Origin of the sequence: Rickettsia endosymbiont of Polydrusus tereticollis, from assembly GCF_964026385.1 — a bacterium.
GTDB lineage: Bacteria > Pseudomonadota > Alphaproteobacteria > Rickettsiales > Rickettsiaceae > Rickettsia.
In genome coordinates this window covers 1,270,238-1,288,656 of the sequence record NZ_OZ032142.1, presented here as the reverse complement: position 1 = coordinate 1,288,656, position 18,419 = coordinate 1,270,238, and the positions used below count along the sequence as shown (strand labels likewise).

Genomic DNA, 18,419 nt, shown 5'->3' with positions numbered 1-18,419 from the left:
AACATTTATAAGGGACATATAACAATGCAAGTATTTATCGGTAAAGCTGCTCCGGATTTTATAGCAAAAGCTATTATGCCGGATAATAATATAGAAAATGAATTTACTTTTAGTCATTACGCAAAAGGTCATAAAGTAGTGGTATTCTTTTATCCGCTTGATTTTACTTTTGTTTGTCCGTCGGAAATTATTGCGTTCCACAATAGACTCGGTGATTTTACGGAACGACATACTAAAATAGTAGCGGTAAGCGTTGACTCTCATTTTGCTCATCTAGCTTGGAAAAATACCCCCTATAACAAAGGCGGAGTCGGACAGATTCAAATCCCCATGGTTTCCGATCTTAAGAAAAATATTTCTTCAATGTATAATGTCTTAAATGAAGACGGTATTTCGCTACGTGGAACTTTTTTAATTGACGAAGATTTTATAGTACGTCATATGCTAGTTAACGACTTACCTCTCGGTCGTGATATTGATGAAGTATTAAGGGTTATTGACGCTTTAACTCACTTCAAACAACACGGTGAAGTTTGTCCTGCCGGGTGGCGTAAAGGAGGGGAGGCAATCACTCCGTCACATCAAGGAATTGCACATTATTTAGGCTCTCATGCGGAGAAGTTGTAACTATATCGCTATCTTTCAGGAATGGCGTTGTTGCGTGGATCAAATTTTTGCAAGGTGTACGGTGTCATTTTAGTTCCTTGATCACGGCATCCAGTCTTTTTATTAAGCTTTTTTCTGGATACCGTGGTCAAGCCACGGTATGACATCTGAACGCTTTGCTTGTAATATACCAATTTAAATTATCAATAAAGTTAAGGTGTCGTTTAAATAATGCTTAAAGAGTTATTTTTTGGGGAAAGGTCTCAGGCATCTTATACACTAGAAACGATTAATATTTTACGATTAATTAGAAGTGAAAATGTCGGTTCTAGAACTTTCTTTAGTTTGATAAAATTATTCGGTGATGCAAGTACCGCAATTGAAAATATTAAAGATTTTTCTGTTCGTGGCGGACGCTCAAAACCTATTAAAGTTTTTTCTCAAAGTGACGCAGAAAAAGAATTAGAACTTTTAGAGAAGAATAACGCTAAAATCATTACTTATAAATCTCCCGAATATTCAAAATTACTACTTGAAATTTATGACCCTCCGCCGATACTAAGCTATAAAGGCAATATTGAATTACTTGGATATAAAAAATGTGTGGCTATTGTCGGTGCTCGTAACGCCTCGGCAAATGGTCGCATCTTTGCTCATAAAATTGCCGAAGGGTTAGTTAATAACGATTATATAACCGTCTCAGGACTGGCTCGCGGTATCGATAGTGCCGTTCATCAAGCGAACACTTCAAGAACTATCGGTGTTATTGCCGGTGGAATCGATCATATTTATCCCGTAGAGAATAAAAAATTATTTGAAGCATTAGAGGCAGAAGGGCTAATAATAGCCGAATTACCTATCAAGTCCATTCCTTTGGGACAGCATTTTCCGCAACGTAACAGGTTAATCTCCGGTATATCTCTTGGCACTGTCGTAATTGAAGCTAGTTTAAAGTCCGGCTCATTAATAACCGCAAGGCTTGCTCTTGAGCAAAATAAAGAAGTATTTGCCGTGCCTGGATTTCCGTTAGACCCTAGATGTCAGGGTACTAATAAACTAATCAAAGAAGGAGCACATTTGGTGGAGTCGGTAGATGACATAGTAGCTAATTTACCACGATATGAAAATATTATAAGTAAAAAAGATAGTACGATGAAAGATTTTGTTGATGTAAATAGCGATTTCAAAAGACTAGATGCAAAATATATAAAGCAAATAACGGAAACCGATCGTACTACGATTATCGAATTATTATCGTCAGTGCCGCTCGATTTTGATTACTTACAAGAAGCAACAAATTTACCGCTGCCTATTATATATACGGTAATATTGGAGTTGGAGCTAGCCGGTAGAATTACTCGCCATTCTGGTAATAAGATCTCATTAATGTATAAATAATGTATACTACTCATCTTTCAAAAATTGTTTCTTCATTTTATCGGGGACTCACGTGCTCACGTACTAAATGTACGCTCCGCTCGCTCGCCCCTCAAAATAAAGTCCAATTTTCGAAATATAAGCAGTATATTTGAGCTAAGTTAGAAATTGGTAGATATGAAATTAGTAATAGTAGAGTCGCCCGCGAAGGCAAAAACGATCAATAAATATCTCGGTGATGATTTTAAAGTTATTGCCTCATTCGGTCATATTAGAGATTTGCCTTCTAAAAAAGGTTCGGTATTGCCTGATGAAAATTTTTCAATGAAATATGACATATCGGATAAGGCGGACAAGTATGTTGATGCAATAACGAAGGATGCTAAAAAAGCCGAAGCAGTTTATTTAGCAACCGATCCGGATCGTGAAGGAGAAGCAATTTCTTGGCATGTGGCGGAGGTGATTAAAGAAAAAAATGGCGTTAAATCCGATGATTTTTTTAAGAGAGTGGCTTTTAATGAAATTACTAAAAAAGCAATTATACATGCAGTTGAAAACCCTAGGAAACTTGATATTAACTTAGTTAATTCTCAGCAAGCAAGAAGGGCATTAGATTATTTAGTCGGCTTTACTTTATCACCCCTTTTATGGCAAAAACTCCCGGGCTGTAAATCAGCCGGTAGGGTGCAGTCGGTGGCACTTCGTCTTGTTTGTGAGCGAGAAGATGAAATAGAGCGTTTTAAGACGGAAGAATATTGGGATATTAGTCTTAAAATGCAAAATAGTAATAAGGAATCTTTTTTAGCTAAGCTAACTCATGTAGAAGGTAAGAAGTTAGAAAAATTTTCGATTACTAACGAGAAAGATGCTAAAGATTTAGTAGAGGCGGTTAAATCAAAAAAATTTCATATTGAAAAAATAGAGAAAAAACAGCAAAAACGCCAGCCGCAAACGCCCTTTATTACCTCTTCATTACAACAGGAAGCTGCAAGAAAATTAGGTTTTAGTGCTAAAAAAACTATGCAAATAGCACAAAAACTTTATGAAGGTGTGGATATAGGCAAAGAAACGGTCGGGCTTATTACCTATATGAGGACGGACGGCGTTACTTTGGCGAATGAGGCGGTTACGGAAATACGTAAGTTAATCCATAAAAATTTTGGTGATAAATATCTGCCAAACGCCCCAAGAGTTTATAAATCGAAAGTAAAGAATGCCCAGGAAGCTCATGAAGCAATAAGACCGACGACAATTACTTACACCCCGGAAAATTTAAAAGAAAAATTAGATAAAGATTATTACCGGTTATATGAATTAATTTGGAAAAGGACAATAGCCTGCCAAATGGAAAATGTTATTATGAATTTGGTAGTAGCGGGGCTTGAGTCTGAAAATAAAGAATTTTCAGCAAAAGCGACCGGATCAACCATAGCATTTGACGGTTTTTATAAAGTATATCGTGAGAGTGTAGACGATGAAGCGGAAGAAGAAAATAAAATGCTACCGCCTTTAAAAGAAGGAGAGAAATTATTAACCGAAGAGATAAAACCCAATCAGCATTTTACAGAGCCACCGCCAAGATATTCCGAAGCTAGCTTAGTCAAAAAACTTGAGGAATTGGGGATCGGTAGACCGTCAACTTATGCATCTATTTTATCGGTATTACAAGAGCGGAAATATGTAAGCTTGGGGAAAAAACGTTTTATACCGGAAGAGCTTGGGCGTTTGGTTACGGTATTTTTAGTCGGCTTCTTTAAAAAATATGTCGAATATGATTTTACCGCTAGTTTAGAAAACGAATTAGATGAAATAGCTGCCGGTAAACTTGAATGGAAAACGTCGCTGAGTAATTTTTGGGGCGGTTTTAATAATAATGTCGAATCGGTTAGTGAGCAAAAGATAGCCGACGTAATCGGCTATGTGCAAAAAGCTTTAGATTATCATCTATTCGGTGAAAATAAAGACGCAAAGAAATGTCCGTCATGTGCTACGGGTGAGTTAAGTTTAAAATTAGGTAAATTCGGGGCATTTTTAGCATGTAGTAATTATCCCGACTGTACTTTTAAAAAGCCGATTACTACCGGTAACGGTAATAGTGACACTGACGGCGATAATTATGCGGTTAATGAGAATAAAATTTTAGGTACTGACTCGGAAGGAGTCGAGATTTATCTGAAAAAAGGTCCGTACGGTCTGTATATCCAGCGTGGAGAAAAGGATGCCGCTAATGAAAAACAAAAACCCAAGCGTGTTCCCGTGCCTCCTGCGTTGCAGAAGGATATCACTTTTGAGACGGCTTTGAAGCTGTTAAGTTTACCTCTTAAATTAGGTATTCATTCAGAAACAGGAGAAGAAATTTTAGTAGGATTCGGCAGATTTGGTCCTTACTTAAAATATATGGGTAAATTTGTTTCAATTCCTAAAAAATATGATTTTTTAACTATCACGCAAGAGCAGGCAATAGAGTTAATTAAGGAAAATAGTAATAAGTTACAGAAGAAGGAAGGTACTATGTCATTCCCGCGAAAGCGGGAATCTAGAAAAAACACTTAAAATAGGCAAAATTATATAAAAATTTACTATATAATTCGTTTAAATATTCTCTGGATTCCCGCCTTCGCGGGAATGACATACAGCACTTTTTTAGAACCACGCAACAACGCAGGTACATCCTACGGCATGACATAATAACCATAATAAAATTAAATATGAAAAAAGTTATCACACGTTTTGCTCCGTCACCGACCGGTATGTTACATGTCGGTAATAGTAGAGCAGCCCTTATTAATTGGCTTTATGCCAGAAAAAATAATGGGCAATTTATTTTAAGGTTTGACGATACCGACCTTGAGCGTAGCCGTCAGGAATATAAAGATGCTATTGTAAAAGATTTAAAATTTTTAAATATCGATTGGGATCAAACATTTAATCAGTTAAGTCGGTTAGATAGATATGACGAAATAAAGAAAATACTGTTAGAAAAAAAACGATTATATCCTTGTTTTGAAACGCCTGAAGAATTAGAATTAAAGCGTAAATTTCAGTTATCAAAAGGCATGCCGCCGATTTATGACCGTGCCGCTTTAAATTTAACTAAAGAACAAACCCTGAAATATCAAGCACAAGGCCGGAAACCGCATTATAGATTTTTAATAAATCATACCCCGATAAGCTGGCATGATATGGTGAAAGGTGAAGTTAAATATGAAGGCAAGTCTTTAAGCGATCCGATAGTTATCAGGGCGGACTCGAGCATGACTTATATGTTATGTTCAGTTATCGACGATATTGATTATGATATTAGTCATATTATCAGGGGAGAAGACCATGTAAGCAATACCGCTATTCAAATTCAGATGTTTGAAGCTTTAGGCACAATTCCGCCGATATTCGGGCATTTAAGTTTAATTATTAATCGGGATGAGAAAATTTCTAAAAGAGTAGGGGGATTTGAAATTGCCTCTCTTCGAGACAAAGAAGGTTTTGAGTCAATGGCTATCGCTAGTTTTTTTAGCCTGCTCGGTTCATCGACGCAAATTTTGCCGTTTAAAACTATGAAAGAGTTAATAGAGCAATTTGCTATAAATAATTTTTCCAAAAGCCCGACTATTTACCAACCGGAAGATTTAGAGCGATTAAATCACAAATTACTTATACATTTAAGTTTTAATGAGATAAAAGACCGCCTTGTAGAAATCGGGGCGAGTCATATTGACGAAAATTTTTGGTTATCGGTGCGACCTAATTTACAAAAACTTTTTGATGTAAAAGAATGGTGGGATATTTGTCATGAATCGCCAAAAATACAAAATTTAGATAAGCAATATTTAAAACAAGCGGTAGAATTATTGCCTGCCGGAGAACTAACTAGTAATAGCTGGAGTGTTTGGACAAAAAAAATTGCTGAAATAACAGGCAGAAGGGGTAAAGAGTTATTTTTGCCGCTACGCCTCGCTCTAACCGGTAAAGAATCAGGTCCCGAAATGGCGAATATCTTACCGCTAATTGAACGTGCAAAGATTGTCCGACGCTTAAGCTAGTCTACTAATTAGAAGTTGTTTATCCGTGTTTGGTCAACCTATCCGATGTTGTCGTTCTAGCTAAAGGCGGGTGTTGTTGTGTGGCTCTAAAAAAGTGCCGTATGTCATTCCCGCGAAGGCGGGAATCCAGAGAATATTTAAGCGAATTATAGAGTAAAATTTTATATAATTTTGCTTATTTTAGGTGTTTTTTCTGGATTCCCGCCTTCGCGGGAATGACATCAAAAATTCAATCCAGGCAACAACGTCCGATCCACACGAAAATGACATTGAGAGTGTTTGCCAAGTCAACATTAAAAGAATAAAAATATGACGACTAAAAAATCGGTTAACGGTAAAATATGGCAGCAAAAATTTATTAATGAAAGTGATATTTCAGAGCTAAGCCGTAATCTAGTAGTAAGTGATTTTTTAGCTAGGTTATTATCTTGCCGAGTGAGTAATTTAGATCAGGCGGAAAATTTTTTATCACCGAAAATTAAAAATCTACTCCCCGATCCTTTCCATTTGCTTGACATGCGAAAAGCAGTCGATAGAGTTATTGCGGCGATTTTAAATAAGCAAAAAATATGTATATTTGCCGATTACGACGTTGACGGGGCAACTTCTGCGGCACTGCTTAAAAATGTATTTAGGGATTTAAGCCATAATTGTGATATTTACGTGCCTGACCGTATAGCGGAAGGCTACGGTCCGACGCCAAGCGCTATGCAAAAAATCAAAGATAACGGTGCAAAGCTGCTTATTACGGTTGATTGCGGAGCTATGGCATATGAAGCTTTAGAATATGCTAAAGAGGTGGGGCTTGACGTGATAGTAATCGATCATCATATCAGTGCAGACATACTACCGGAGGCTGTTGCTATAGTAAACCCTAATCGTATAGATGAGAAAAGCGAATATAAATATTTAGCCGCTGTCGGAGTATCTTTTTTATTTGCTACCGCCTTATTATCGGAATTAAAAAAACAAAGTTATTTTGTCGATATTCCAATGCCGAATTTAATGCAATATTTAGATTTGGTAGCACTTGGAACAGTTTGTGATGTGATGAAATTGATACAGCTAAATCGGGCATTTGTTGCTACCGGTTTAAAAATAATGACAAAAAGGCAAAATATCGGTATCAAAACCTTATATGATATTGCAGGGCTTAACGAAGTGCCGCGTTGTTATCATTTAGGATTTATTTTAGGTCCACGAATTAACGCCGGCGGTAGAGTCGGGAGATCGAGCTTAGGAGCTACTTTATTATCGACGGAATGCACAATAGAAGCAGAGAATTTAGCAACAGAGCTTGAAAAGCATAATAACGAGAGGAAAGTAATCGAGCTAATGATGATAGAGGAAGCAACTAATATTGCTTTGACTCAAGAAAATAATAGTTTATTATTTATCGCAAAAGAAGGTTGGCACCCTGGAGTTATCGGTATTGTTGCCGGAAGGCTAAAAGATAAATTCAATAAACCCGTAGCAATTATAGCTTTAAATGACGGGATTGGTAAAGCCTCATGCAGGTCTATTGCCAATATTGATTTCGGTGCTAAAATTATTAACGCTAAAAGTAAAGATTTGCTAGTAGCGGGCGGCGGGCATGCTATGGCTGCAGGCTTTTCCGTAAAAGCCGAAAAATTGCAGGAATTACAAGAATTCTTGAATGAAGCTATTAAATTTGATATAAGCAAATTAGGAGATTATACGCAAGCAGAATATGATGCTGAATTAACTACCTCGAGCGTTAATATGTCGTTAATGGAAGAGCTTAATAAGTTAGAGCCTTTCGGTCAAGGTAACCCGGAACCTATATTTAAATTTGATAATCTTTTTATTATCAAGGCAGATATCGTCGGCAGTAAACATATTCGGTGTTTACTTGCACCTACTCTTAAGGCTTACGGTAATAAAGCATTACAGGCAATTACTTTTAATGCAGTCGCAACGCCCCTTGAGGAAGCAATATTTAATGCTCAAGGGAAAAAGCATATTTCCGTGATAGGTTCGTTAAAAACTAATAACTGGCAGGATAATTATACTGTTCAGTTACATATAAAAGACATAATATTAACTTGATACTCGTTCAAAAGTAGTAAATTATCGTATTATGGTTATTACAAGTACGGTGTCATACCGTGGCTTGGACTAGTGTTGTTGCATGGATCTAAAAAGTGCTATATGTCATTCCCGCGAAAGCGGGAATCCAGAAAAAACACTTAAAATAAGTAAAATTATATAAAAATTTACTATATAATTCGCTTAAATATTCTCTGGATTCCCGCTTTTGCGGGAATGACATCAAAAATTCGATCTACACAACAATACCTTTGCAGGAATGACATACAACGATGCTAGGCTGTGAAGTGTCTTGCTCTTTTTCAAGAAGCTATATCTCAATTCTTTACTTAACAGGAAATATATAATGACCGATTTAAAAAAAACAAAAACTAAAATTACAAATTCAGCTACTTCAAAAGACTTAGCAGAAGTTCAAGAACATTATCAAGATTACCCTTATCCATATAGAAATCCTGAAGAGGAAAGAACCAGGCTGCTTTCTATTGTCGGTGAAGGTTTAGGAGAATTAAATCATTTCTTATATAAAGGAAAAGAGAATTTTAACAATGGCTTTCGCTGTTTAATAGCCGGTGGCGGTACGGGCGACTCTACTATTTTTCTTGCCGAACAGCTTAAGGATAAAAAAAATGCGGAAATAATATATTTGGATTTTAGTAAACCAAGCATGGAAGTAGCACAAAAACGTGCTGAAGTGCGGGGACTTACAAATATTAAATGGATTAATGACTCAATACTGAATATTCCGAATTTGAAACTTGGGAAATTTGATTATATAAATTGTACCGGTGTATTACATCACTTGCAAAACCCGCCTGAAGGTCTAAAAAATTTAAAAGACTCATTAACTCCTAAAGGCGGTATGGGATTAATGGTTTATGCTAAATATGGTCGTACCGGCGTTTATCATATTCAAGAAGTCATGAAAATGGTAAATAACCAGGTACAAAGTCGAGTAGAGGAGGTTATGAACGGGAAAATTATACTTGATAATTTACCTGCTACTAACTGGCATAAAAGAGGATGGGAGTTATTTTCGGATTATCAAAATTTCGGTGATGTAGGGGTATATGATATGTTCTTGCATAAACAGGACCGTGCTTATTCCGTGCCTGAATTATATGAATTTGTTCAAAATGCGGATTTAAATTTTGTCGATTACCTTGATCCGGTGGAGAAATTACTACTTAGACCCGAAAATTATATTAAAGACTTCTCGTTATTACAAAAAATTAAGAAGATGGATAAAATAACCCAGCAGGCAATTAGCGAGATAATTACCGGAAATATTATAAAGCATTCTTTTTACGTATCTAATCAAAAAGATAGTGTAGCCACTATTGATGACCTTGATAACGTGCCTTATTTCTATAATATTGCCAATTTTGCTAAGCAAGTTTTTGATTATCTAGAAGCTAATCCGGTGCTGGTAAATAACAGTGTTAATTTTACGGTAAATAACGGCGTATTAAAAAACGTCAATATATCAGTTTCCGTATTTGCTTATACTAAATATATTTTTAAATATATAGCAGAAGAGAAGAGTTTAAGGGAAATATTTGATGCTATACGTGAAGAATTAAAGCAAGAAATAACTAATGAAGCATTATTAAATGAGGTTAGAAATATTTTTACCCCATTATTTGAAGCAAATATTTTATTATTAAAATCAAAGAAACTGTAGTAAATTGCAGTATTGTTGAATGATTAACAAGCATATAGAGTCCCTGCGAAAGTTATTTATAGAACTCGGTATAAACGGCTACGTTATTCCCTCTAATGATAAATATATGAGTGAATACGTGCCGGAATATGCTAAAAGGCTTGAGTATATAACGGGTTTTACGGGTTCAAACGGGCTAGCGGTAATATGCGAAGATACGGCTTTATTTTTTACCGACGGTAGGTATTTAGAGCAAAGTGCTAGAGAGCTTGATCTAAGTATTTTTCAAATTTTCGATCTCAAAGACATATATTTATTTCCTTGGGAAAGTTATATAAAAGAAAATGCTATAATAGGTTACGATCCTGAACTTTTTACTTATCCGCTAAAATCTAGGCTTTTCGGGTCTTTAAAGTCACCTTTACATAAAATTTCCGGTAATTTAGTCGATCAGATTTGGGAAAATCAGCCGCAAGAGCCAGTTTCTAAAGTTTATTTACACGATATTGCCTTTGCCGGTATTTCTCATAAGGCAAAAATAGAGAAATGCCGGAAAGTTTTAACAGAAAATTCGGCAGATACAATTATTATTACTGATGCAAGCTCTATATGTTGGTTGTTGAATCTTCGAGCGAGTGACGTTGCTTATTCTCCTTTAATGTTTTCTCTAGTAATACTGACTCATTCGCAACTATATTTATTTATAAATCCTGCAAGAGTCGGCAAGGAAATTATTGCTGTCCGTCCCGAAATAACAATTTTACCGGAAAATGAGTTTGAAAATATCTTATTAAAAGATAGCCAAAAAATCCTAGTTGACGATAGTTTTTTATCGATTCATATAGTGGATTTGATAGTTGGTAAAGAGGTTAAGAAAACCCTGGATCCTTGTCAGCTACTTAAAGCTTGTAAAAATGCGATAGAAATCCGACATGCAGTTAACTTTCATATTAGCGATGCGGTGGCGTTATGCGAGTTTTTTGCCGAGCTTGAAGGCATAAATAACTTACATGAGCTTACGGAGTATGATTTAGCAGAAAAATTGACCAACTATAGAAGTAGCCAAGGCGGCTATATAAGTGATAGTTTTCCGACTATTTGCGGCTTTAAAGAAAATAGTGCTGTTATTCATTATCGTGCCGATCAAAAACACGCAAAGAAAATAGCAGGGGACGGCATTTTACTAATTGATTCCGGCGGGCAGTATCAAGGTTGTACGACCGATATAACTCGGACTATTGCAATAGGTGTACCGACAAGTGAACAAAAGAAACGTTATACACAAGTTTTGAAAGGGCATATTGCTCTAGCAAATGCAAAATTTCCCAAAGATAAAATTACAGGTAGCAATCTTGACATATTAGCACGGCAATATTTGTGGCAGGATCATTTGGATTATCCACACGGCACCGGTCACGGAGTCGGCAGCTTCTTAAGCGTTCACGAAGGACCACAAAGTATAAACTTACGTAATCAAATTATTTTGCAGCCCGGGATGATTTTGTCTAATGAACCGGGCTATTATATACCGGGTGAATTCGGTATCAGAATAGAAAATTTGATGTATGTTAAAGAAAATAATAATTGGTTAGAGTTTGAAACTTTAACCTTAGTACCTTACGCTAAAGAATTAGTGGAGTTCTCTATATTAAATATCGACGAAATAAATTATATAAAACAATATTACCAAAAAATTAAATCTAAAATTTATTCTTTATTGTCTACAAAGACTAAGATATGGTTAGATAAACAAATAAAATTTTTCTTAGAATAATAATTATTATATTTGACTGTCACCGTATTTATTGCTATAAATCATTCAAAAAACCCCGTCATTGCGAAGACATGTCTTGTTGCACGGATCATAATATGGTTATTATAAGTATGGTGTCATACCGTGGCTTGTTGACCACGGTATCCAGAAAAAACCTTAATAAAAAAGACTGGATGCCGGTGATCAAGGAACTAGAATGACAAAAACTGGATGGCCACGACGCCAAAAGGCGTCTCGCCATGACGGGTTAGGTATCCATGCCACAATGCTAGCCATGAAGCGGCTGTAGCAATTCCGGAATTACATTCGGAATTTAATGAGAATGCCAAAAAGCTTATATAAATGGCAAGTTTAGCATTCTAATATGTTTAACCGGATTGCCGCATTGAGACTAATGTCTCTTCTTGCAATAACGGTAATTAAATGGGGCGTAGCCAAGCGGTAAGGCAACGGTTTTTGATATCGTCATTCGGAGGTTCGATCCCTCCCGCCCCAGCCATTCGCCTCTTGAAGGACAAATTTACGAAGCTATTGAACGGCGGACGTAGATTATAATCAAGTTTCTCGCTGCTCAATGTTAAGTTCGCAAATACTAAATTTACTAAACCCCTTTTTTCTTCAATATTCGAACAGCTAAAGGTCTGAAGAGCGTTGAAGGCAAGACCTACTAAGGAAATTAGCATGTTTATAAACTCATCATCTGCTTTATGGTGTGCTTCGATTTCCCTAATGATCTCTTCTTTTTTTGTATTAATTGTAAGTGTTTCTCTTCATGTGTTGTTTTGTCTAATTCACCATCAAGGTATAAATCCATTAGCCTATCTACACGTGTTTTTACTTTTGTGTCTTCCGCATATAACACACTTAATCGTTGCTTATGAAAATCCTTGTACTACTAATCTTGTGTCTATAACCTTATAAACTAAACGATATCCTACTGTCCGAAGTTTAATTTTATAACAATCTGGCATTTATGCGAGAGACGAAAAATTAACAGGCTTAGTAAAACGCCGCCAGCTAGAGCGAGCGGTGTTTTTGGGTGAGGTGGATTTATCTTTGTTGAGCGAGAAAGTATAACAAGAGAAGTAGACATGCAGAAAGTTAAATTAATTTAATGTTCTATTTCAAATTATTTGAGAATTATTATAAATAATAAGGTTAAAAAAATATGCCCTGTTGCAATTTATTACTTTAAATTTTCAATAGAAAATGTTATAAGGATTAATCTAATAAATTTGGGTTAATTTTTGTGGAAGATATTAATTGCTGGGAAGAAAAGTTTGAGATGTGCGGTTATGCCGCAAAGCTATTGGATAAAATTACCTATTTAAACAGGTTGGTAAAACACCCGATAGATATTAGAGAAGTTAAAAAGGGCATTTACTACGCACGGAAGTATCACGGCACACAAATGCGGCAATCAGGCGATCCATATTACTCCCATCCGATAGAAGTTGCATATATGGTGGCGGAGTATACGGCTTATATGGAGCAAAATTTTTTTACTGCTGATATAATCATTACTAGTTTGCTTCACGATACTATTGAGGATACGGAGCTTAACGAAGAAATGATTACAAAAATTTTTGGAAGAGAGATAGCTATTCAAGTAGAAGGTTTAACTCGAATCAAACCACACGGGAAAATAACCTCGGCAGAAATGTTAAAATTATTATATCATAATTTAGAGAAAAAGTTATTAGTTATTAAATTATTTGATAGATTTCATAATATCCAAACTTTAAAGGTCAAGTCTCCTGAAAAAGCTAAAAAAATAATAGATGAAACTTTAGAGGACTTTTTAATTCTCGCAGAATATTTAAAACTACCTCACATAGCACAAGAAACAGCTAAATTTTGCAAAATCTATTATTAATAGCTGTTAGCTTTCTTTCCTAACGTTTCAAAATGGTTTATAGCAAACGCAGTGCCTAAAGCTATAGGAACCATGATAATTAGTAATCCAAAGTTATTAAAATACTTTACTAAATAAATAATTCCAAAAGAGGTAATTAAGTAAGTAATAGCCCTTGATATAGCAATTGTAAAGCAAGTATAAGTAAATCTTTTAAAAATTGGTATATACTGATAGAAAATTGATTTTGCTGGTGTAGTATCTAGAACAAAAAACATAGCAAAACATTGAAAATAAAATATTCCTGAAGGAGTACTAATATTATTTAATAAATAAGGACATGCTAAAATAAATATAGAATAGATTATTAACCTAATTTTTAATATAAGTAATGGATAAATATAGTATCCTAAGTATATTAGGGGTAAAATTCCTAGCATTTCTACTAATCCAACAAAAAAATTATTATGTATTATTTGATCTGAAGTATAACCAAAAGAATTTTGAAGTATATTACCACAATGAATGAACGCAATATAAAAACATACCGGCCACCCGCAATTTATTAAAAGTAAAGCAAGTAGAGTTTTTTTATTAACCTTTTCTTTTACTATATAATTATTATTAATTAACTTTGGGGCTTTTCCAAATTGCTCTAAAATACTTTGTACTCTACGTTTTGCGTCTGCAAATTCTGGCGTTTCCCTAAGTCTAGTACGTGCCACTCCCCCTACTAAGGCAATTACTGCACCAATCCCAAAAGCATACCGCCAATAACCCTTCAACAGTACTAAAAGATGCTACCCCTAGAGCTGCCACGCCCCCTAATGCAGCTAAGAGAGCTAATACTGATACGACTACAAATTGTAATGGTGGTTTTATTGTTTCAGTAAAATAAATTTCTGCTCCTGTTATTTCTCCCATAGAAGACATTCCTTGGACTATACGACAGATTACCATTACACATGAAGCTGTTACACCTACTTGCTTATAAGTCGGTAATATTGCCATTATCACACAAGAACAAGCCATCATAATAGTAGTTATAACTACTGTTGATTTACTCCGATATTATCACCTATCCAACCAAATATAAGAGCACCGAGGGGACGAACTACAAATGTTATACAAAAGATAGAAGCAGAGAGTAGTGAGGCAGTACGAGGATCATACTCAGGAAAAAATAATTGGTTAAGAAGTACCGCCATATGTACATAAAGCATAAAGTCAAAATATTCGAGAAACGTGCCTATAGATAATAATCCAACGGCTTCTTTTTCTTCTTTTGTTAAGCCTCTTTGCTCAGCTTGATATCCTAACAATTTCCTAACCCGGATATTGCATGAGATATAGGAGACAAAATCCTCGTAAAGCTGTATAATACTGGTATTTCATTAGAATAATACAAAGGATTTTGTCATGACAAATTGTATAGCATATAGTTACCAGTTTTCCAAAGTAAAAAATCGGACAATAGAGATAAATTTCACTGGAGGTGATATTAGTAGCGATGGAGGTGTGTTGTTATTAAGAGAAGCAGATAAAAGGCTTGGTATAACAGAGGAGCTTGCTAAAATATTTCCTGATAGACGAGATGGTAGTAAAATTACCCATAATATGGCAACAATGCTGAGGCAACGAATTTATGGTATTGCATTAGGTTATGAAGATTTAAATGACCACAATTATCTACGAAAATGTCCTGCTATGCAAACAGCTATGGAAACAATTGATGATATGGCAAGTAGTTCTACCTTATGTCGTATAGAAAACAATGCTGATAGACACTTTGCAATTAAAGTGCATGAACTAATGCTTGATAAATTTATTAAGTCTCATAAAATAGTACCAAAGCAGCTAATACTTGATTTTGATGCTACGGATGATGAAATTCATGGGCAACAGGAAGGTAAGTTTTATCATGGTTATTACGGTCATAATTGCTTTTTACCTTTGTATGTTTTTTGTGGAAAGCATCTGTTAGTTAGTTATCTTAGGACGTCAAAGCAGGATCAAGCAAAACATTCTTGGGCAATATTATCATTGTTAGTAAAACGTTTTCGCCAAGCTTGGCCAGAGGTAAAGATTATTTTTCGTGGTGATAGTGGATTTTGTCGTCATCAGATGTTTGATTGGTGTGATATTCATAATATAAAATATATTGTAGGAATGCCCCAAAATAACAGACTAAATGAGTTACTGAAACCTACAATGGAGAAGTCAAAAGCAGCATTTATTATAACCCAAGAAAAGCAACGTCTTTTTAGTGAGTTTCCATATAAGGCTGGTAGTTGGAGTCATGAACGTAGAATAATTAGTAAGGCAGAAATGACAATGCTTGGAGAAAATCCAAGGTATATAGTAACTAATTTATCAGATAAACCTGAAGATTTATACGACAAAGTTTACTGTGGTCGTGGTGATATGGAAAACCGTATAAAAGAGCAACAACTAGAATTATTTGCAGATCGTACTTCTTGTCATAGATGGTGGGCTAATCAGCTCAGAATGATTTTATCGGGTCTTGCATACACTTTAGTAGAATATATCAGAGGTAATTTATTACAAGGTAGTGCATTAGCAAAAGCACAAATAGGTACAATACGTTTAAAATTATTAAAAATTGGGGTAGTAATTATCCGTAATACTAGGCGTATTAAGTTTTTGTTATCTTCATCATATCCTTACCGACAGGTATGGAATCATGTGATGAAGAAATTAGCATTAGAATAACCTAGATTAGCACTGTTCCCGGTGCTTAGAAAAAATGGGGTAAGGGGCATTACATCTAAAATTTGAAAATAACGGCTTCAAAGCACTTTTTGGCAAAATTTTTACAAAAGTATCATTGCTAATATTATAAATTACTCAATTTCTTACTTTAAATCTCACTTCATGCAATATCCGGGCTAACAATTTTAATTGAACTGTAAAGAAATTATATTTTTTCTATTAAAAGTCAATATTTTTTTGCTTAAGGGATAAATGTGCGTTAACAATAAATTTCAACCGGCATTCAAAGCCGAATATCCGGAGCTTTACGGAGTTTAATAAATACAGCAATTAATAGTGAGGAGGGCGAGCTTATTATATTAGGCGGATTAATGAGTTTAGGGGACGCTTGAATAAAGCAGCAATTTTTTAAATGTGTTTATACTATAATTAAAGAGAAGGGGCAATTGCCCCGTCCATAGACTAGGTTTTGTTACAATTACGTATAACCTGCTTTCATGCGAAAAGTGTTGCATATTTCGGTTCTGTTTATATTGGTTAGCAAACTATGCACCAAGGTTCAGACATTCAACATTTTCGGACAAATTTACTAAATTCCCCGCTCAAATCTTTAAATTCCTTCTTATAAGCGAGTTTAGAAAGAACTAAAATAGATTAATTTTAATTTTGTTCACAGAGCCTAAATACTAATTAAATAATTATTAAAAACTATTTGACAGAATATAGAAACTAATATAACTTCTTTATTTTTTAATAAACCTTAATTATATAACTTAATATTGTATTCAAATGAAAAAGCTTTTTTGTCAATGTACAATTTTTATTATTTTGACTTCTTTACTTACCGGTTGTGCACGTGACCTTTCGAGTAACGTATATACTAGCGATTCAACATTAAACCTGACATTGGAAGGAGAAGTTATTTCCATACGTCCTGTTATAATAAAAGAATCGGATAGATTATCCGATAATAGCGGTGGAATGCTTGCCGGCGGAGTAATGGGAGGCGTATTAGGTAGCGGAGTAGGACAAGGAACCGGTAATGCCGCAGCTATTGTAGGCGGGGCTATTGCAGGGGCAGCTCTTGGCTCTGGATTACAAGGAAAATTAGGCGAGAAAAAAGGATATGAATATTTAGTTAAAGTTGATACCTCTAAAATAAAAAGTGATTATTACGAAGGTAATTCGGCAATGAGAAATGTTATTTCTACTGCCGTTACAAGCGGCTTAATTACAGTTGTCCAAGCTACGGATTCTAATATTAAGACAGGTCAAAAAGTATATATAATTTTTTCCGAAAAACGTACACGTGTAATTCCTGCTTAATAATGAATTAATTAATAGAATATTCTAATGTATTTCAAAAATTTTGTATCTTTATTCTTCGTAATTTTAGTAACTTCCGGCTGTGCAAAAGTAACTTCAATACGTCATGTTGCAGGATATAACAATAACATGGTTCAACCTAAAGAAATATTAATTTTACCCCCGCAGGTTGAAGTGTATACTTTAGATATATCTAGCCGTAAAGAACGTATGTATGATTACGAAGATCATTTAGAAGAACTTATTAGGAGAGAAATACCGTTAGCTATTCAAGAGAACGGTTTTAGAGTTAAATTATTACATAAAAGAGATATTAGAGATCAAAAACTGGATAATGTCGTTTCTCGTTTTCGTGACTCTTATAATTCGGCTCATAAAACACTTTATACCCCTCTATTATGGGAAGAAAGCAAAGCATTTGCAATTACGCAAAATGTCGGAGAAGCAGCGATAACTTTAGGGCAACAAACTAATAGTGATATATTGTTATTAGTTGATTATGCACAGATAATCAAGACTAATGGAGCCCGTGCACGTGATTTTGCCATGAGTATTATTTTCAATAATTCTAACGTCACGGACAATGCAGATAATTCAGTTCTGGCTATCGGAATTGTCGATACAAAAACCGGTAATATATTATGGACAAATATGAGTTCTACTTCTCAGGATCTTTATAGTTGTGCTATAAGTAATTTCTCTTCTCGTGATAAGGTAGAGATTGCCAATTTACATACACTTATAAAGGCTATTTTGCTGCCGTTACGGAAATAAAGAACTAAAGCTTTTCACTCTCTTACAATCTTGGCGTTGTTGCCTGGCTCAAAAAACCCCGTCATGGCGAGGCACCTCTTAGCACCATGACCATCCAGTTTTTGTCATGCTGAAACCCGTTTTGCATTGTTGCGTGAATACCTGTAACGTCATTGTGAGCCGCTGCAAGCGGCGTGGCAATCTAGAAAATAATAATTTTCA

General features: G+C 35.1%; 14 protein-coding genes and 1 tRNA gene. 12 read left to right on the top strand and 3 right to left on the bottom strand.

Translation table 11 applies throughout. From position 1 onward, the window contains the following. The first annotated feature begins 24 nt into the window (after positions 1–24). The 9 genes from AAGD48_RS06215 (at position 25) to AAGD48_RS06175 (ending at position 13,406) form a co-directional block, all read left to right on the top strand. Positions 25–627 (top strand): peroxiredoxin, encoded by a 603-nt coding sequence (locus tag AAGD48_RS06215; protein ID WP_341789417.1) that lies wholly within the window; start codon positions 25–27, stop codon positions 625–627. A gap of 210 nt (positions 628–837) precedes the next feature. Next, positions 838–2,004, top strand: coding sequence for a DNA-processing protein DprA (dprA, locus tag AAGD48_RS06210; RefSeq protein WP_341789416.1), 1,167 nt, complete (start codon positions 838–840; stop codon positions 2,002–2,004). A 156-nt stretch (positions 2,005–2,160) separates the two neighbouring features. Continuing rightward, entirely contained in the window at positions 2,161–4,536 is a 2,376-nt protein-coding gene (gene topA, locus AAGD48_RS06205) for a type I DNA topoisomerase (RefSeq protein ID WP_341789415.1), read from the top strand. Positions 4,537–4,691: 155 nt separating this feature from the next. Next, positions 4,692–6,023: a glutamate--tRNA ligase gene (gltX, locus tag AAGD48_RS06200; RefSeq protein ID WP_341789414.1), complete on the top strand. Its 1,332-nt coding sequence runs from the start codon at positions 4,692–4,694 to the stop codon at positions 6,021–6,023. Between the two features lie 309 nt (positions 6,024–6,332). Then, a complete protein-coding gene (gene recJ, locus AAGD48_RS06195) occupies positions 6,333–8,093 on the top strand; it encodes a single-stranded-DNA-specific exonuclease RecJ (RefSeq protein ID WP_341789413.1) in 1,761 nt (586 codons plus the stop codon). Positions 8,094–8,439: 346 nt separating this feature from the next. Continuing rightward, positions 8,440–9,777, top strand: a complete 1,338-nt coding sequence (locus tag AAGD48_RS06190; RefSeq protein WP_341789412.1) for a class I SAM-dependent methyltransferase — start codon at positions 8,440–8,442, stop codon at positions 9,775–9,777. 19 nt (positions 9,778–9,796) lie between these two features. Beyond that, complete coding sequence (locus AAGD48_RS06185; protein WP_341789411.1) at positions 9,797–11,530, top strand: aminopeptidase P family protein; 1,734 nt, start codon at positions 9,797–9,799, stop codon at positions 11,528–11,530. 424 nt (positions 11,531–11,954) lie between these two features. Beyond that, a tRNA-Gln gene (locus AAGD48_RS06180) sits at positions 11,955–12,029 on the top strand. 750 nt (positions 12,030–12,779) lie between these two features. After that, positions 12,780–13,406 carry an HD domain-containing protein gene (locus tag AAGD48_RS06175; protein ID WP_341789410.1) on the top strand — a complete coding sequence of 209 codons (627 nt, stop codon included), beginning with the start codon at positions 12,780–12,782 and terminating at the stop codon, positions 13,404–13,406. On the opposite strand, the gene AAGD48_RS06170 is transcribed toward AAGD48_RS06175, so the two are convergent. Genes AAGD48_RS06170 through AAGD48_RS06160 form a run of 3 tightly spaced genes read right to left on the bottom strand, consistent with a single transcriptional unit; the run spans position 13,403 to position 14,707 of the window. Next, positions 13,403–14,110 (bottom strand): hypothetical protein, encoded by a 708-nt coding sequence (locus AAGD48_RS06170; RefSeq protein ID WP_341789409.1) that lies wholly within the window; start codon positions 14,108–14,110, stop codon positions 13,403–13,405. The genes AAGD48_RS06175 and AAGD48_RS06170 overlap by 4 nt on opposite strands. After that, positions 14,097–14,420 carry a hypothetical protein gene (locus AAGD48_RS06165; RefSeq protein WP_341789408.1) on the bottom strand — a complete coding sequence of 108 codons (324 nt, stop codon included), beginning with the start codon at positions 14,418–14,420 and terminating at the stop codon, positions 14,097–14,099. Before AAGD48_RS06165 ends, AAGD48_RS06170 begins: the two co-directional genes overlap by 14 nt. 14 nt (positions 14,421–14,434) lie before the next feature. After that, on the bottom strand, positions 14,435–14,707 hold the full coding sequence (locus AAGD48_RS06160) for a hypothetical protein (protein WP_341789407.1): 273 nt from the start codon (positions 14,705–14,707) through the stop codon (positions 14,435–14,437). Between the two features lie 97 nt (positions 14,708–14,804). Here AAGD48_RS06160 and AAGD48_RS06155 point away from each other — a divergent pair, with 97 nt between their 5' ends. The 3 genes from AAGD48_RS06155 to AAGD48_RS06145 all read left to right on the top strand — a co-directional run bounded on the left by AAGD48_RS06155 (position 14,805) and on the right by AAGD48_RS06145 (position 18,218). Beyond that, the gene (locus AAGD48_RS06155) at positions 14,805–16,118 is read left to right on the top strand and encodes an IS1380 family transposase (RefSeq protein WP_341789406.1); all 1,314 of its coding nucleotides are present in this window, start codon (positions 14,805–14,807) and stop codon (positions 16,116–16,118) included. Between the two features lie 828 nt (positions 16,119–16,946). Further along, the gene (locus AAGD48_RS06150) at positions 16,947–17,444 is read left to right on the top strand and encodes a hypothetical protein (protein ID WP_341789405.1); all 498 of its coding nucleotides are present in this window, start codon (positions 16,947–16,949) and stop codon (positions 17,442–17,444) included. A gap of 27 nt (positions 17,445–17,471) precedes the next feature. Beyond that, positions 17,472–18,218, top strand: coding sequence for a hypothetical protein (locus AAGD48_RS06145; protein WP_341789404.1), 747 nt, complete (start codon positions 17,472–17,474; stop codon positions 18,216–18,218). Positions 18,219–18,419 lie beyond the last annotated feature (201 nt).

Coding starts and splice junctions, on each gene's coding strand:
- AAGD48_RS06215 (WP_341789417.1), top strand. CDS start 25: ATGCAAGTATTTATCGGTAAAGCTGCTCCGGATTTTATAGCAAAAGCT.
- dprA (WP_341789416.1), top strand. CDS start 838: ATGCTTAAAGAGTTATTTTTTGGGGAAAGGTCTCAGGCATCTTATACA.
- topA (WP_341789415.1), top strand. CDS start 2,161: ATGAAATTAGTAATAGTAGAGTCGCCCGCGAAGGCAAAAACGATCAAT.
- gltX (WP_341789414.1), top strand. CDS start 4,692: ATGAAAAAAGTTATCACACGTTTTGCTCCGTCACCGACCGGTATGTTA.
- recJ (WP_341789413.1), top strand. CDS start 6,333: ATGACGACTAAAAAATCGGTTAACGGTAAAATATGGCAGCAAAAATTT.
- AAGD48_RS06190 (WP_341789412.1), top strand. CDS start 8,440: ATGACCGATTTAAAAAAAACAAAAACTAAAATTACAAATTCAGCTACT.
- AAGD48_RS06185 (WP_341789411.1), top strand. CDS start 9,797: ATGATTAACAAGCATATAGAGTCCCTGCGAAAGTTATTTATAGAACTC.
- AAGD48_RS06165 (WP_341789408.1), bottom strand. CDS start 14,420: ATGATGGCTTGTTCTTGTGTGATAATGGCAATATTACCGACTTATAAG.
- AAGD48_RS06155 (WP_341789406.1), top strand. CDS start 14,805: ATGACAAATTGTATAGCATATAGTTACCAGTTTTCCAAAGTAAAAAAT.
- AAGD48_RS06145 (WP_341789404.1), top strand. CDS start 17,472: ATGTATTTCAAAAATTTTGTATCTTTATTCTTCGTAATTTTAGTAACT.